Origin of the sequence: Streptomyces hydrogenans, assembly GCF_014656075.1 — a bacterium.
Classification (GTDB): domain Bacteria; phylum Actinomycetota; class Actinomycetes; order Streptomycetales; family Streptomycetaceae; genus Streptomyces; species Streptomyces hydrogenans.
Window position 1 is genome coordinate 24399 of the sequence record NZ_BNBS01000006.1, and the last position, 15272, is coordinate 39670.

13 protein-coding genes are annotated in these 15272 nt (G+C 69.4%); 4 read left to right on the forward strand and 9 right to left on the reverse strand.

What is annotated here, in order from left to right; genetic code table 11:
• Window positions 1-87: 87 nt before the first annotated feature.
• From rplJ to IE321_RS04475, 4 genes are all read left to right on the forward strand, one after another.
• Window positions 88-618 carry a 50S ribosomal protein L10 gene (gene rplJ / locus IE321_RS04460; RefSeq protein WP_190221873.1) on the forward strand — a complete coding sequence of 177 codons (531 nt, stop codon included), beginning with the start codon at window positions 88-90 and terminating at the stop codon, window positions 616-618.
• A 111-nt stretch (window positions 619-729) separates the two neighbouring features.
• Complete coding sequence (gene rplL, locus IE321_RS04465; RefSeq protein WP_073910766.1) at window positions 730-1113, forward strand: 50S ribosomal protein L7/L12; 384 nt, start codon at window positions 730-732, stop codon at window positions 1111-1113.
• Between the two features lie 547 nt (window positions 1114-1660).
• Complete coding sequence (rpoB, locus tag IE321_RS04470) at window positions 1661-5143, forward strand: DNA-directed RNA polymerase subunit beta (RefSeq protein ID WP_043228830.1); 3483 nt, start codon at window positions 1661-1663, stop codon at window positions 5141-5143.
• A gap of 98 nt (window positions 5144-5241) precedes the next feature.
• Window positions 5242-9141: a DNA-directed RNA polymerase subunit beta' gene (locus IE321_RS04475; protein WP_043228828.1), complete on the forward strand. Its 3900-nt coding sequence runs from the start codon at window positions 5242-5244 to the stop codon at window positions 9139-9141.
• A gap of 62 nt (window positions 9142-9203) precedes the next feature.
• On the opposite strand, the gene IE321_RS04480 is transcribed toward IE321_RS04475, so the two are convergent.
• The 9 genes from IE321_RS04480 to IE321_RS41795 all read right to left on the reverse strand — a co-directional run bounded on the left by IE321_RS04480 (window position 9204) and on the right by IE321_RS41795 (window position 15261).
• Window positions 9204-9467 (reverse strand): hypothetical protein, encoded by a 264-nt coding sequence (locus IE321_RS04480; protein WP_043228827.1) that lies wholly within the window; start codon window positions 9465-9467, stop codon window positions 9204-9206.
• A complete protein-coding gene (locus IE321_RS04485; protein ID WP_190221874.1) occupies window positions 9454-9687 on the reverse strand; it encodes a hypothetical protein in 234 nt (77 codons plus the stop codon). Before IE321_RS04485 ends, IE321_RS04480 begins: the two co-directional genes overlap by 14 nt.
• A 21-nt stretch (window positions 9688-9708) precedes the next feature.
• Window positions 9709-10617: a peptidoglycan-binding protein gene (locus IE321_RS04490; RefSeq protein ID WP_190221875.1), complete on the reverse strand. Its 909-nt coding sequence runs from the start codon at window positions 10615-10617 to the stop codon at window positions 9709-9711.
• A gap of 75 nt (window positions 10618-10692) precedes the next feature.
• Window positions 10693-11121, reverse strand: a complete 429-nt coding sequence (locus tag IE321_RS04495; protein WP_190221876.1) for an ATP-binding protein — start codon at window positions 11119-11121, stop codon at window positions 10693-10695.
• Between the two features lie 35 nt (window positions 11122-11156).
• Window positions 11157-11792, reverse strand: a complete 636-nt coding sequence (locus IE321_RS04500) for a hypothetical protein (protein WP_190221877.1) — start codon at window positions 11790-11792, stop codon at window positions 11157-11159.
• Entirely contained in the window at window positions 11792-12895 is a 1104-nt protein-coding gene (locus tag IE321_RS04505) for a hypothetical protein (protein WP_043228819.1), read from the reverse strand. Before IE321_RS04505 ends, IE321_RS04500 begins: the two co-directional genes overlap by 1 nt.
• A 7-nt stretch (window positions 12896-12902) precedes the next feature.
• Entirely contained in the window at window positions 12903-14042 is a 1140-nt protein-coding gene (locus IE321_RS04510; RefSeq protein ID WP_190221878.1) for a hypothetical protein, read from the reverse strand.
• A gap of 28 nt (window positions 14043-14070) precedes the next feature.
• Entirely contained in the window at window positions 14071-15084 is a 1014-nt protein-coding gene (locus IE321_RS04515) for a hypothetical protein (RefSeq protein WP_226651286.1), read from the reverse strand.
• Between the two features lie 18 nt (window positions 15085-15102).
• On the reverse strand, window positions 15103-15261 hold the full coding sequence (locus tag IE321_RS41795) for a hypothetical protein (protein WP_226651287.1): 159 nt from the start codon (window positions 15259-15261) through the stop codon (window positions 15103-15105).
• Window positions 15262-15272 lie beyond the last annotated feature (11 nt).

The window sequence follows — 15272 nt, forward strand, 5'->3', positions numbered from 1 at the left end:
CTCAGCCCCGTGCGCCTGCGCCGGGGCGTTTTGTTTGTTCAGCCCCTTCTGAGCGGTCCTCATCACCCGGAAGGAGGCGAACGCACTATGCCGACGCCCAACAAGGCTGCATCGGTGGCCGAGCTCAAGGACGCGTTCCAGAGCTCCAACGCCGCCGTGCTGACCGAGTACCGGGGTCTCACCGTCGCGCAGCTCAAGACGCTGCGCCGCTCGCTCGGTGAGAACGCCCAGTACGCCGTGGTGAAGAACACGCTGACCAAGATTGCGGCCAACGAGGCCGGGATCACCGCACTGGACGAGCACTTCGCTGGTCCGACCGCGGTCGCCTTCGTCACCGGTGACCCGGTGGAGTCGGCGAAGGCCCTGCGTGACTTCGCCAAGGAGAACCCGAACCTCATCATCAAGGCCGGTGTCCTTGACGGTAAGGCTCTCTCCGCCGACGACATCAAGAAGCTTGCGGACCTCGAGTCCCGCGAGGTTCTGCTCAGCAAGCTGGCCGGCGCCTTCAAGGGCAAGCAGACTCAGGCTGCTCAGCTCTTCCAGGCTCTGCCGTCGAAGCTCGTCCGCACCGTGGACGCGCTCCGTGCCAAGCAGGCCGAGCAGGGCGGTGCCGAGTAATTCGGCTCGCGCATTGATCCACGCCGCCTAGTGCGTGGGTCGTAGCGGGCCGTTACGCCCGCCTCTATAGACACATCGGCACCTGCCGAATTAGTGGAAGGATCGCCCATCATGGCGAAGCTCTCTCAGGACGACCTCCTCGCCCAGTTCGAGGAGATGACCCTCATCGAGCTCTCCGAGTTCGTGAAGGCCTTCGAGGAGAAGTTCGACGTCACCGCCGCCGCGGCCGTCGCCGTTGCCGGCCCGGGCGCCCCGGTCGCCGGTGCCGAGGCTGTCGAGGAGCAGGACGAGTTCGACGTCATCCTCGAGGGTGCCGGCGACAAGAAGATCCAGGTCATCAAGGTCGTGCGCGAGCTCACCTCCCTGGGCCTCAAGGAGGCCAAGGACCTCGTCGACGGCACCCCGAAGCCGGTCCTCGAGAAGGTCGCGAAGGAGGCCGCCGAGAAGGCTGCCGAGTCCCTCAAGGCCGCCGGCGCCTCCGTCACGGTCAAGTAAGACCGTTTCGAGTCGCTGAAGCTGACTCCCGCCCCCGTGTAACGCGGAGGCCCCGAAAGGCGATCATCCATCTGGGTGGTCGCCTTTCGGCGTCCCCGGGACCCGCGTGGCGGGGGTCCCGCCGGCCGCCGGAAGCGGAGTATGGTGATCTTCGCCGTGCGCCGCTCACGGGCGGGGGCCTTGACGAACGGCACGCCGCGCGCAATTCTCAGGACGCGTCGTCACAACGATCCGTTTCCGAGGCATGGATCGACGACCGAACGGGCAGTATCGAGGTGCGCCACACGGCGCGAGTACCGCGGAGTTGAGAGCAACGAGGGTCGCGAAGAAGTCGCCCTGGACATCAGTGAGCCAAGTGGCTACACTGTCCCTTTGCGCTGCCTGTTAGCTGCCCCCTGCCCGTCACCAGGGGCATACCTTCGCATCAGCTTCGTGGACCGACCCCGTCTGACCTGGCCTTTTGGTCACTTCAGGAAACGTCTGCCGTGAAGCGTTGCTGGGGACCGGTACGCGCGTAGTGAGTCCGAGCCCTCGGAAGGACCCCCTCTTGGCCGCCTCGCGCAACGCCTCGAACAACATGAACAACGCCGCCAGCACCGCCCCGCTGCGCATCTCCTTCGCAAAGATCAAGGAGCCCCTCGAGGTTCCGAACCTCCTCGCGCTGCAGACCGAGAGCTTTGACTGGCTGCTCGGCAACGCCGCCTGGAAGGCTCGCGTCGAGGCCGCCCTCGAGTCGGGACAGGACGTCCCCACGAAGTCCGGTCTGGAGGAGATCTTCGAGGAGATCTCCCCGATCGAGGACTTCTCCGGGTCGATGTCGCTGACCTTCCGCGACCACCGCTTCGAGCCCCCGAAGAACAGCATCGACGAGTGCAAGGACCGTGACTTCACGTACGGCGCCCCGCTCTTCGTCACCGCCGAGTTCACCAACAACGAGACCGGCGAGATCAAGTCCCAGACGGTCTTCATGGGCGACTTCCCGCTCATGACGAACAAGGGCACCTTCGTCATCAACGGCACCGAGCGTGTCGTCGTGTCGCAGCTCGTCCGCTCGCCGGGCGTCTACTTCGACTCCTCCATCGACAAGACGTCCGACAAGGACATCTTCTCCGCCAAGATCATCCCGTCCCGGGGTGCCTGGCTGGAGATGGAGATCGACAAGCGCGACCTCGTCGGTGTCCGCATCGACCGCAAGCGCAAGCAGTCCGTCACCGTCCTCCTCAAGGCTCTCGGCTGGACCACCGAGCAGATCCTCCAGGAGTTCGGCGAGTACGAGTCCATGCGCGCCACCCTGGAGAAGGACCACACCCAGGGCCAGGACGACGCGCTGCTCGACATCTACCGCAAGCTGCGTCCGGGCGAGCCGCCGACCCGTGAGGCCGCTCAGACGCTGCTCGAGAACCTCTACTTCAACCCGAAGCGCTACGACCTCGCGAAGGTCGGCCGCTACAAGGTGAACAAGAAGCTCGGCGCCGACGAGCCGCTGGACGCCGGCGTGCTCACGACCGACGACGTCATCGCCACGATCAAGTACCTCGTGAAGCTCCACGCGGGCGAGACCGAGACGATCGGCGAGAACGGCAACGAGATCGTCGTCGAGACCGACGACATCGACCACTTCGGCAACCGTCGTCTGCGGAACGTCGGCGAGCTCATCCAGAACCAGGTCCGCACGGGTCTGGCTCGTATGGAGCGCGTCGTCCGCGAGCGCATGACCACCCAGGACGTCGAGGCGATCACGCCGCAGACCCTGATCAACATCCGGCCGGTCGTCGCCTCCATCAAGGAGTTCTTCGGCACCAGCCAGCTGTCCCAGTTCATGGACCAGAACAACCCGCTCTCGGGTCTGACGCACAAGCGTCGTCTGTCCGCGCTGGGCCCCGGTGGTCTCTCCCGTGAGCGGGCCGGCTTCGAGGTCCGAGACGTGCACCCGTCCCACTACGGACGCATGTGCCCGATCGAGACCCCCGAAGGCCCGAACATCGGTCTGATCGGTTCGCTCGCCTCGTACGGCCGCGTCAACGCGTTCGGCTTCATCGAGACGCCGTACCGCAAGGTCGTCGACGGCCAGGTCACCGACGAGGTCGACTACGTCACCGCCGACGAGGAGGACCGGTTCGTCATCGCGCAGGCCAACGCCGCGCTCGACGACGACCTGCGCTTCACCGAGAACCGCGTCCTGGTCCGCAAGCGTGGCGGCGAGGTCGACTACGTCGAGCCGTCGGACGTGGACTACATGGACGTCTCGCCGCGCCAGATGGTGTCGGTCGCGACCGCCATGATCCCCTTCCTCGAGCACGACGACGCCAACCGCGCCCTCATGGGCGCGAACATGATGCGTCAGGCGGTGCCGCTGATTAAGTCGGAGGCCCCGCTCGTCGGCACCGGCATGGAGTACCGCTGCGCCACCGACGCCGGCGACGTGCTCAAGGCCGAGAAGAGCGGTGTCGTCCAGGAGCTGTCGGCCGACTACGTCACGGTCGCCAACGACGACGGCACGTACAACACGTACCGCCTGCACAAGTTCTCCCGCTCCAACCAGGGCACCTCTGTGAACCAGAAGGTCGTCGTGGACGAGGGCGACCACGTCATCGAGGGCCAGGTCCTCGCCGACGGTCCCGCCACCGAAGACGGCGAGATGGCGCTCGGCAAGAACCTCCTCGTGGCGTTCATGCCGTGGGAGGGCCACAACTACGAGGACGCGATCATCCTGTCGCAGCGCCTCGTGCAGGACGACGTCCTCTCCTCGATCCACATCGAGGAGCACGAGGTCGACGCCCGTGACACCAAGCTCGGCCCCGAGGAGATCACCCGGGACATCCCGAACGTCTCCGAGGAGGTCCTCGCCGACCTCGACGAGCGCGGCATCATCCGCATCGGTGCCGAGGTCGTCGCCGGCGACATCCTGGTCGGCAAGGTCACGCCCAAGGGCGAGACCGAGCTCACCCCGGAGGAGCGCCTGCTCCGCGCGATCTTCGGTGAGAAGGCGCGCGAGGTCCGCGACACCTCGCTGAAGGTCCCGCACGGCGAGATCGGCAAGATCATCGGCGTCCGCGTCTTCGACCGCGAGGAGGGCGACGAGCTTCCCCCGGGCGTGAACCAGCTGGTCCGCGTCTACGTCGCCCAGAAGCGCAAGATCACCGACGGTGACAAGCTCGCCGGCCGTCACGGCAACAAGGGCGTCATCTCCAAGATCCTCCCGATCGAGGACATGCCGTTCCTGGAGGACGGCACCCCGGTCGACATCATCCTCAACCCGCTGGGTGTCCCGTCCCGAATGAACCCGGGACAGGTCCTGGAGATCCACCTCGGCTGGCTCGCCAGCCGCGGCTGGGACGTCTCCGGCCTCGCGGACGAGTGGGCGCAGCGCCTCCAGGCGATCGGCGCCGACCAGGTCGCCCCCGGCACCAACGTCGCCACCCCCGTCTTCGACGGTGCGCGCGAGGACGAGCTGGCCGGCCTGCTCAACCACACCATCCCGAACCGCGACGGCGAGCGCATGGTGCTCCCGACCGGTAAGGCGAGGCTGTTCGACGGCCGCTCCGGCGAGCCGTTCCCGGACCCGATCTCCGTCGGGTACATGTACATCCTCAAGCTCCACCACCTGGTCGACGACAAGCTCCACGCGCGTTCGACCGGCCCGTACTCGATGATCACCCAGCAGCCGCTGGGTGGTAAGGCCCAGTTCGGTGGCCAGCGCTTCGGTGAGATGGAGGTGTGGGCGCTGGAGGCTTACGGCGCCGCGTACGCCCTCCAGGAGCTGCTGACGATCAAGTCCGACGACGTGACCGGCCGCGTGAAGGTCTACGAGGCCATCGTCAAGGGCGAGAACATCCCTGAGCCCGGCATCCCCGAGTCCTTCAAGGTGCTCATCAAGGAGATGCAGTCCCTGTGCCTCAACGTGGAGGTGCTGTCCTCGGACGGCATGTCCATCGAGATGCGCGACACCGACGAGGACGTCTTCCGCGCAGCGGAGGAGCTCGGCATCGACCTGTCCCGGCGCGAGCCGAGCAGCGTCGAAGAGGTCTGACGGGAGTCCGGCGGACCTTGAGTGATCAAGGTCCGCCGGCCCCAGGACCCCCGTATCAGACCCCACAGCCTTACAACCCTGAGAGGGATTGACGCATAGTGCTCGACGTCAACTTCTTCGACGAGCTCCGGATCGGTCTGGCCACCGCTGACGACATCCGTCAGTGGAGCCACGGCGAGGTCAAGAAGCCGGAGACCATCAACTACCGCACGCTCAAGCCCGAGAAGGACGGACTCTTCTGCGAGAAGATCTTCGGTCCGACCCGGGACTGGGAGTGCTACTGCGGCAAGTACAAGCGCGTCCGCTTCAAGGGCATCATCTGCGAGCGGTGTGGCGTCGAGGTCACCCGCGCCAAGGTGCGCCGTGAGCGGATGGGCCACATCGAGCTGGCCGCTCCCGTCACCCACATCTGGTACTTCAAGGGCGTCCCGTCGCGCCTCGGATACCTGCTGGACCTCGCCCCGAAGGACCTCGAGAAGGTCATCTACTTCGCGGCGTACATGATCACCTTCGTCGACGACGAGCGCCGCACCCGCGACCTCCCGTCGCTGGAGGCCCACGTCTCCGTCGAGCGCCAGCAGATCGAGCAGCGCCGCGACTCCGACCTGGAGAACCGCGCCAAGAAGCTCGAGTCCGACCTGGCCGAGCTGGAGGCCGAGGGCGCCAAGGCCGACGTGCGCCGCAAGGTGCGCGAGGGTGCCGAGCGCGAGATGAAGCAGCTGCGCGACCGCGCGCAGCGCGAGATCGACCGTCTGGACGAGGTCTGGTCCCGCTTCAAGAACCTCAAGGTCCAGGACCTGGAGGGCGACGAGCTCCTCTACCGCGAGCTGCGTGACCGCTTCGGCACGTACTTCGACGGCTCGATGGGTGCCGCGGCGCTGCAGAAGCGCCTGGAGACCTTCGACCTCGAGGAGGAGGCCGAGCGCCTCCGCGAGATCATCCGTACCGGCAAGGGCCAGAAGAAGACCCGTGCGCTCAAGCGCCTCAAGGTCGTCTCCGCGTTCCTGCAGACCGCGAACAGCCCCAAGGGCATGGTTCTCGACTGCGTGCCGGTCATCCCGCCGGACCTGCGTCCGATGGTGCAGCTCGACGGTGGCCGCTTCGCGACCTCCGACCTGAACGACCTGTACCGCCGCGTGATCAACCGCAACAACCGTCTGAAGCGCCTGCTCGACCTCGGTGCCCCCGAGATCATCGTGAACAACGAGAAGCGGATGCTCCAGGAGGCGGTCGACGCCCTCTTCGACAACGGCCGTCGTGGTCGCCCGGTCACGGGCCCCGGCAACCGTCCGCTGAAGTCCCTGAGCGACATGCTCAAGGGCAAGCAGGGTCGTTTCCGCCAGAACCTGCTCGGCAAGCGTGTCGACTACTCGGCGCGTTCCGTCATCGTCGTCGGCCCGCAGCTCAAGCTGCACCAGTGCGGTCTGCCGAAGGCCATGGCGCTGGAGCTCTTCAAGCCGTTCGTGATGAAGCGCCTGGTCGACCTGAACCACGCGCAGAACATCAAGAGCGCCAAGCGGATGGTCGAGCGCGGCCGCACGGTCGTGTACGACGTCCTCGAAGAGGTCATCGCCGAGCACCCGGTTCTGCTGAACCGTGCGCCCACGCTGCACCGCCTCGGCATCCAGGCCTTCGAGCCGCAGCTGGTCGAGGGCAAGGCCATCCAGATCCACCCGCTCGTCTGCACCGCCTTCAACGCGGACTTCGACGGTGACCAGATGGCCGTGCACCTGCCGCTCTCCGCGGAGGCGCAGGCCGAGGCCCGCATCCTGATGCTGTCCTCGAACAACATCCTCAAGCCGGCCGACGGCCGCCCGGTGACGATGCCGACCCAGGACATGGTCCTCGGTCTGTTCTTCCTCACCACCGACGGCGAGCTGCGTGACACCAAGGGCGAGGGCCGCGCGTTCGGCTCCACGGCCGAGGCGATCATGGCCTTCGACGCCGGGGAGCTCGCGCTCCAGTCGGAGATCGACATCCGCTTCCCGATCGGCACCGTTCCGCCGCGCGGCTGGGTTCCCCCGGTCGCCGAGGAGGGCGAGCCGGAGTGGCAGCAGGGTGACAGCTTCCGTCTGAAGACGACGCTGGGCCGTGCGCTCTTCAACGAGCTGCTGCCCGAGGACTACCCGTTCGTCGACTACTCGGTGGGCAAGAAGCAGCTCTCCGAGATCGTCAACGACCTGGCGGAGCGCTACCCCAAGGTCATCGTGGCGGCGACGCTCGACAACCTGAAGGCGGCCGGCTTCCACTGGGCGACCCGTTCGGGCGTCACCGTGGCCATCTCCGACGTCGTCGTGCCCGAGGCCAAGAAGGCCATCGTCAAGGGCTACGAGGAGCAGGACGAGAAGGTCCAGAAGCAGTACGAGCGCGGTCTCATCACGAAGGAAGAGCGCACTCAGGAGCTCATCGCGATCTGGACCAAGGCGACCAACGAGGTCGCCGAGGCGATGAACGCGAACTTCCCGCGGACGAACCCGATCTTCATGATGGTGGACTCGGGCGCCCGAGGAAACATGATGCAGATGCGTCAGATCGCCGGTATGCGTGGTCTGGTGTCGAACGCCAAGAACGAGACGATCCCGCGTCCCATCAAGGCGTCGTTCCGTGAGGGCCTCACCGTCCTCGAGTACTTCATCTCGACGCACGGTGCCCGTAAGGGTCTCGCCGACACCGCCCTGCGTACCGCCGACTCGGGTTACCTGACCCGTCGTCTGGTGGACGTCTCGCAGGACGTGATCATCCGCGAGGAGGACTGTGGCACCGAGCGCGGTCTGAAGCTGCGGATCGCGGCCAAGGACGAGGCCGGTGTCCTGCGGAAGACGGACGACGTCGAGACCTCCGTGTACGCGCGGATGCTCGCCGAGGACGTCGTCGTCGACGGCAAGGTCATCGCGCCGGCCAACGTCGACCTGGGTGACGTGCTCATCGACGCCCTCGTGGGCGCCGGTGTCGAGGAGGTCAAGACCCGCTCGGTCCTGACCTGTGAGTCCGCCGTCGGCACCTGTGCCTTCTGCTACGGCCGCTCGCTGGCCACCGGCAAGCTGGTCGACATCGGTGAGGCGGTCGGCATCATCGCCGCCCAGTCCATCGGTGAGCCCGGTACCCAGCTGACGATGCGTACCTTCCACACCGGTGGTGTGGCCGGTGACGACATCACCCAGGGTCTGCCGCGTGTCGTCGAGCTCTTCGAGGCGCGTCAGCCCAAGGGTGTCGCCCCGATCTCCGAGGCGGCCGGTCGCGTCCGCATCGAGGAGACCGAGAAGACCAAGAAGATCGTCGTCACCCCGGACGACGGCACCGACGAGACGGCGTTCCCGATCTCGAAGCGTGCCCGTCTGCTCGTGGGCGAGGGCGACCACGTCGAGGTGGGCCAGAAGCTCACCGTGGGTGCCACCAACCCGCACGACGTGCTCCGGATCCTCGGTCAGCGCGCGGTCCAGGTCCACCTGGTCGGCGAAGTCCAGAAGGTCTACAACTCGCAGGGCGTGTCGATCCACGACAAGCACATCGAGATCATCATCCGGCAGATGCTGCGCCGCGTGACGATCATCGAGTCCGGCGACGCGGAGCTCCTGCCGGGCGAGCTGGTCGAGCGGTCGAAGTTCGAGACCGAGAACCGTCGTGTGGTCACCGAGGGCGGTCACCCCGCCTCCGGCCGTCCGCAGCTGATGGGTATCACCAAGGCCTCGCTGGCGACCGAGTCCTGGCTGTCGGCCGCCTCCTTCCAGGAGACGACCCGAGTTCTGACGGACGCGGCGATCAACGCCAAGTCCGACAGCCTCATCGGCCTCAAGGAGAACGTCATCATCGGTAAGCTCATCCCGGCCGGTACGGGTCTGTCCCGCTACCGCAACATCCGGGTCGAGCCGACCGAGGAGGCCAAGGCGGCGATGTACTCGTCCGTCGGCTACGACGACCTCGACTACTCGCCGTTCGGCACCGGCTCCGGCCAGGCCGTTCCGCTGGAGGACTACGACTACGGTCCGTACAACCAGTAAGCGAGTCGCTTGACCGAAGGGCGGTCACCCCGTTGCGTACGGGGTGGCCGCCCTTCGGGGTTTCAGCGGGAGGCGAGCTCCCAGAGCGCGACGAGGACGCCCGCGCCCGCGGTGAGCGCGGCGATGGAGGCGAGCGGCCAGCGGGCCCGCTCCAGCTCGTCGAGCCGGGCCTCGTGGTCGGCGAGCTGCCGGTCGGTCTGGTCGCTGCGCTGCACGAGCAGGGCGAGCGAGCCGTCGACGCGGGCGAAGCCGGCTTCGAGGGTGCCGCGGAGCCGCTCCAGTTCGAGTGCCACCGCGACGGGGTCGTTCGGATCAGCCTCGGTCATCGGCGGCCCCCGGTCCGGTGCGCAGCCACGAGGGCAGCAGGAGCTGGACGGCGGGCACCGCCATCACCCGGGTGAGGGCGCCCGCGGCGGCCAGCGCGCCGGCGACCCAGGGCAGGGTGGCGGGGAGGCCGGAGACGTCGACGAGGGCGGGCAGGACGACGGCGAGGCCGACGGCGGTCTGCAGCACGGTGCGGGCCGTGCGCTTCGCGGCTTCGGACATGGGGGTTCTCCTCACGGGGGGCTACTTCGTGTACGGGACCTTCAGCGCGTTCCAGGAGGCGGCGCCGGGCCAGCCGTCGGCGTCGGAGCCGCGGAAGCCGAGCTTGCGCTGCCACGCCTCGTACGACCTGCGGTCCGCCTCGGACCAGCGGGGGCCGGGGCCGACCTGGTAGCGCCCGCAGCCCTCGGCCATCAGCCGGCGGCCCATCGCGGTGACCACCGGGGAGCTGGGGTTGCTCCGGAAGAAGGCGGCGCCGGGGAAGGGCTGGTGGCGGGGGGCGGCGGGGGCAGGGGCGGTGGGCTTCGGGGCCGGGGCGGCGCCTAGGCGCTTCTGCACCCGGTCGCGCATCCCGGGCATGCCGAAGCCCTTGGGGTCGCTCTTCCAGTCGGACCACTCCAGGTGGCCGATGACGGACTTCGCGCCCCAGCCGTGGGCCCGGCAGAGGGCGGCGGAGACCCGTTCGATCGCGTCGAGCTGGGCGGCCGGCCAGGGGTCGGTGCCGTTGCCGAGGTTGACGCACTCGAAGCCGTAGAAGCGGGAGTTGCCGTCGACGGCGCCGGAGCTGCCCTGGTGCTCGCGCGGGACCGGGGGCCGGTCGCCGTACGCCTCGGTGACGACGGCCCGCAGGACGGACGGGTCGCCGCCGCCGGCGTGGTTGGCGCGGCCGGCCGAGACCAGGTGGACGGTGCCGTCCTTGGCGATCACGCCGTGGCAGAGCGGGCCGGGGAGACCGGCGTAGCCGTCGGAGCAGAGCGCGACGGAGGACGCGGTGCCGGTGGACACGGTGTGGTGGATCATGACGCCGGCGACGGGGCCCCAGGCGCCGGCACGGTTGCGGTCGTGGGTGCGCCAGCCGGGGTGTTCGACGACGGTGACGCCTTCGGCGCGGAGCGCGGCGAGGAGCCGGTCCGCGGACAGGGGAGTGGCCAACTTTTGTCCTCCTGACGTGCGAAAACCCCGGCCGTCGGCGGCGCGGGGCGGGTGGGGCGGGATGCGGTGGGGCGTTTACGGGGCGGGCTCCGGCTCGGGGTCCGGCTCCGGCTCCGGCTCCGGCTCCGGCTCGGGCTCCGGAGGGGCCGGGGCCCAGGCGGCGCAGAGCGCGGCGAAGGCGGCCCGGCGGGTCTCGAAGTCGGCGAGCGCGGCGGCGACCGCGCGGACGACGACCGCCGGGTCGGGCACCGCGGGGCTGCCGTTCACGGGCTGGACCAGCGCGAGGCCGGAGCCGCGGAGCTGGGCGCCGCCCTCACCGCTCTCGGCGACCTGCGCGGTGACGTACACGGCCGGGTACTCGCCGGTCATCGGGTCGGGCTCCAGCGGGCCGCCGAGGGTGTTGTCGTACAGGCGCAGGCCGACGGTGTGGCCGTTCTCGACGACGGTGCCGCGGCCCGCGTAGTCGATCTCGACGCCCCAGGGCTGGGTGGGGTCGGGGGTCATGGGGTGCTCCTCTCGGTCTTCGGAAGACGGGCCGGTCAGGTCTGGCGGCCGTACATCAGCACCGGCTTCGCGTAGACGGTGCCGGTGGTGCTGGTGACGATGGCCTGGATCTCCACGGTGAGGTCCTTGCCGAAGTCGGCCTGCATGTTGGTGGTGACGACGTCGGTGTGGTCGAAGACGAGGCCGGCGGTCACGGTGGAGCCGAACTGGACGCCGCCGACCATCACCCGGACCTGCCCGCTGGTCCCCGAGGAGAAGCGGGTGAGCATCCGCAGCCGCATCTTGGGCTGCCAGAGCGGGTTCTGCGACTGGGCGATGGTCGTCCACGCGGTGGAGGTGGTGGCCGGCCAGTTCGCCGAGGCCAGGTCCTGCGGCGGCAGCATCGGCAGCCAGGGCCGGGCGAGTCCGCCGGAGAGGATGTCGTCGGAGAGGACCTCGTGGCCGTAGGCGTCGTTGACCCGCAGCACGGGCTTGTTGCCGCCCGGGCCGCTGGTGGAGAGCTGGGCGACGAGGGTGGACGGGTCCTCCGGTGCGGGCTGTCGCTTCAGGGCGAGCGAGCCGTTGGTGATCTCGGTGAGCGGCGGGCGGGTGTTCACCGCCGTGGACAGGGCGTTGATCCGGCGCTCCATCTGGATCAGCCGGTCGATGATGTCCTCGGGCAGCAGTGCCATCAGGGGGCCTCCAGGGCGAGTTCGGCGGTGTCGGGGCGGCCCCGCTCGGCCGGCCTGACCTTCACGCCGACGATCCGGTAGCGGGCGTCGAGGCCCGTCGGGTGCCACTCGTCGGTGATCCGGAGGCGGGCGGTGCGGCCGAGGAGCGCCGAGGGGACGACCTCGGAGAGCCGGATGGTGATCTCGGGGATCAGCACCGAGCCCTGGGCCTCCTTCAGGACGGCCGTGGCCAGCGCGTCGAGCGTGTTCTTGTCGCTGATGTCGTTGTAGTCCGTGGACAGGTCCAGCTGCGGCCAGCGGTCGGGCAGGCCCTCCGAGGGGATCTCGGACGACAGCGTCGGCCGGGACTCGGCGGCGGCGTTGGCGTTGACGGTGGCGCCGCGGGCGAGCGAGGTGGTGCCGCCGCGGGTGGCGTCGTCCGGGAGGGAGTAGCTGAGGATCGTGCCGGGGCGGTCGAAGACCATGTCCGTGGCGCCGGTGCGGATCCGGGGCGAGCCGAGCCGCAGCCGGCGCACGCGCCGGCCGTCGGACGGGTCGCGGTAGACGAGGACCTGGTACTCGACGCCGTCCGTGTAGGCGCCGAGCTGGTCGAGCGCCTCCTGGTAGACGGTCTCGTCGCCGAGCCGCCAGGACGCGGTCCGCGGCACCGGCTCGGAGGGCACGTCGTCGCCCGGTTCGATGGTGCTGGCCCCGAGGCCGGCGCCGAGCTCCTGCCAGATGCGGCGGACGATCTGGAACTGCTCGACCTGGGTGAACCGGAGCGCGTCGGTGCGGATGCGCCGCCGGGAGGCGTACGAGTCGAAGGTGGCGGCCTGGATGCCGAGGGTCACCACGCCGCGGTCGCTGCCCTGGAGGTTGGTCGTCCAGACGATGCCGCCCCACCACAGGAAGCCGCCGCGCTCCAGGTAGACGGTGGTCCGGCCGGGCTTGATCTTGTGGGCGCGTTCGGCCATGGCCCGGTCGGGGACGGGCACGGTGCCGGAGAGCGAGCCGGCCCGCCCGATGTAGTCCTCGAAGGAGACGTCCCGCAGCGGCAGGATGTCGAGGGTCTGGTCGGTCACCAGGTCGCAGAAGATGGCCCGGTAGGGCGTGTCGAGACTCATGCTGGCCTCACGGGAGGATGTAGGTGGCGCTGACGCGGACGTTGCGGCCGTTGACGAGGGCGCCGTTCGAGACCCAGGTGCGCAGGGTGACCTGGCCGTTGGAGGAGAGCCACGCGGAGCCGTCGGCGTAGCCGTCGGAGGCCACCGCGTCCATGGAGACGGCGGTGCGCCAGCCGGCGGGCAGGGTGCACAGGGGTTCGTCGTTGATGTTGCCGGCGCTGTTGGCGTCGACCTGGGGGCCGGTCCGGTTGAGGACGACCGCCATGGAGCACAGCCCGCCGCGGGTGCGCCGGGCGTCGTAGGAGACGACGGCCCAGTTGGCGAGGGCGACCGCCCCGGTCGTGGTGGTCTCGGTCTCCACCGGCGGGTGGTAGGTGGCCCAGCCGGTGCCGTTCCACCGCTGGAGGACGCCGTTGTTCTCGCGGTACTGGCCGGTGTAGCCGCCGACGGAGAGCGCGCCCTGGGGGGCGACGCCGCCGATCTCCTTCGGGTAGGCGACCCAGCCGGTGCCGCTCCACCGCTGGAGGTGGTGCGCGACGTCGTTGTCCTGGTACTGGCCCGGGTAGGAGCCCGGCACGCCGGCGTTGTTGTAGACGGGCAGGATGCCGCCGACGGAGGCGATCGTGGCGCGCAGGTCGGTCAGGTCCTTGGTCCAGTCGATGCCGCCGGTGCCGGCCGAGGCGCCGGCCTTCACCCGGACGGTGAACAGCGGCAGCGAGGCGGCCGGGACGAGCGGGGCGACGGGCGCGGCGTCGGGCTTGCCGACGAGGACCTCCAGGACGGCCTCGTACCGGGTGAGGTTGTCGAACTCGTCGTCGTACACGCGCAGGACGACGAGGTCGATCCGCGGGTTGAGCGGGTCGCCGTCGCCGAAGGCGAGGACGGTGTCGCCGTCGAGGGCGACGGGGTACGCGCCCTGCTCGGGCCGGCCCTGGACGATCGCCCGGCCGGCGTGGACCGTGGCGGCCATCGGGCCGCTGCCCGTCATCGACAGGCCGCTGACCCGGTAGGTGCCGTCGGCCGAGCCCGGCAGGATGCCGGACCGGGAGGTGAAGGGGCCGGCCGGGGTGCCGGCTCCGAGGGCGGTCGTCCGGGTCGTCTGGCGGGTCTGGCCTGTGGGGGTCAGCCAGCCGGGGCGGATGGGCATGGGGTGCTCCTCTCGGGTGCGGGGCCGGTCAGTTCTGGGGGTGGACCGCGATGAAGCTGGTGTTGAAGTAGCCCTTCACCTGGGTGGTGTTGGCGGCGACCTTGTACAGGGCGGCGAGCTTGTAGTTGGCGCCCGGGATGAGGCCGAAGAACCGGGTGAAGGAGGCGGCCGAGGCCGGCGCGGTCCCGGTGTGGACGACGGTGAAGGTGTCGCTCTCGGTGATGCCGGCGCCGCCGTCGAGGTTGGTGAGCCGCAGGCCCATGCTGACGGCGTGGGTGGCGGACGAGCACCACATCCGCGCGCCGTAGTTGATGAGGATCGCGCCGGAGGGCGGGCCTGTGAAGGTGACGGCGACCGCGGCGGTCGAGTCGGTGAGCGTCGGCGTGAACGTCGTCGAGGTGGTGTACCCGTCGTCGATGGAGCCGCTGAAGTACGGGCCCGGGAAGGCGGGCCGCCAGGCCGTGCCGTTCCACCGCTGGAGGACGCCTCCGGGGGTGTCCCGGTACTGGCCGGTGTAGCTGGCGGTGGTGCTCGCGGCGGAGGCCGGGACGATGCCGCCGGTCGCCGAGGAGTACGGCACCCAGGCCCCGCCGTCCCAGCGCTGGAGCGCCCCGCCGGCGTCCTGGTACTGGCCTGGGTAGGCGCCCGGCTGGACCGGGCCCTCGACCGGGAGGATGCCGCCGAGGGAGACGACCGGGGTGCGCAGGTCCTTGAGGGAGGTGTCCCACGGGATGCCGCCGTTGCCCGCGCTGGCGCCGGCCGGGACGAGGACCTCGTACAGCGGGAGGCAGCGGTCCGGGACCTGCGGGACCTGCGGGGTGGGATCGGGGGCGCCCTGGAGGATCTCCAGCTTGGCCTCGTACCGCTGGTTGTCGTCGTACAGGCCGTCGTAGATCCGCAGGACGATCAGGTCGATGCGGCCGTACTGGGCGTTGCCGGGCGCGAAGGTGAGGGTCTCGGAGGCCGGCAGGGTCACCGGGTAGGCGCCCTGGGAGATCTCGCCCTGGATGACGGCCCGGCCCTCGGAGACGGTGGCGGTCATCGGGGCGGAGCCGAAGGTCTAGAAGGCGGCGAGCCGGTACTGGCCGTCGTAGGAGCCGGGCAGGACGCCGGAGCGGACCTGGACGGGGTTGGCGAGGGTGGTGACGCCGGTCTGGGTGAGGCGGGTGTCCTCGCGGGTCTGGCCGGTCTCGACGGTCCAGCTGCTGCGCAGGTTCACGGGGTTCTCCT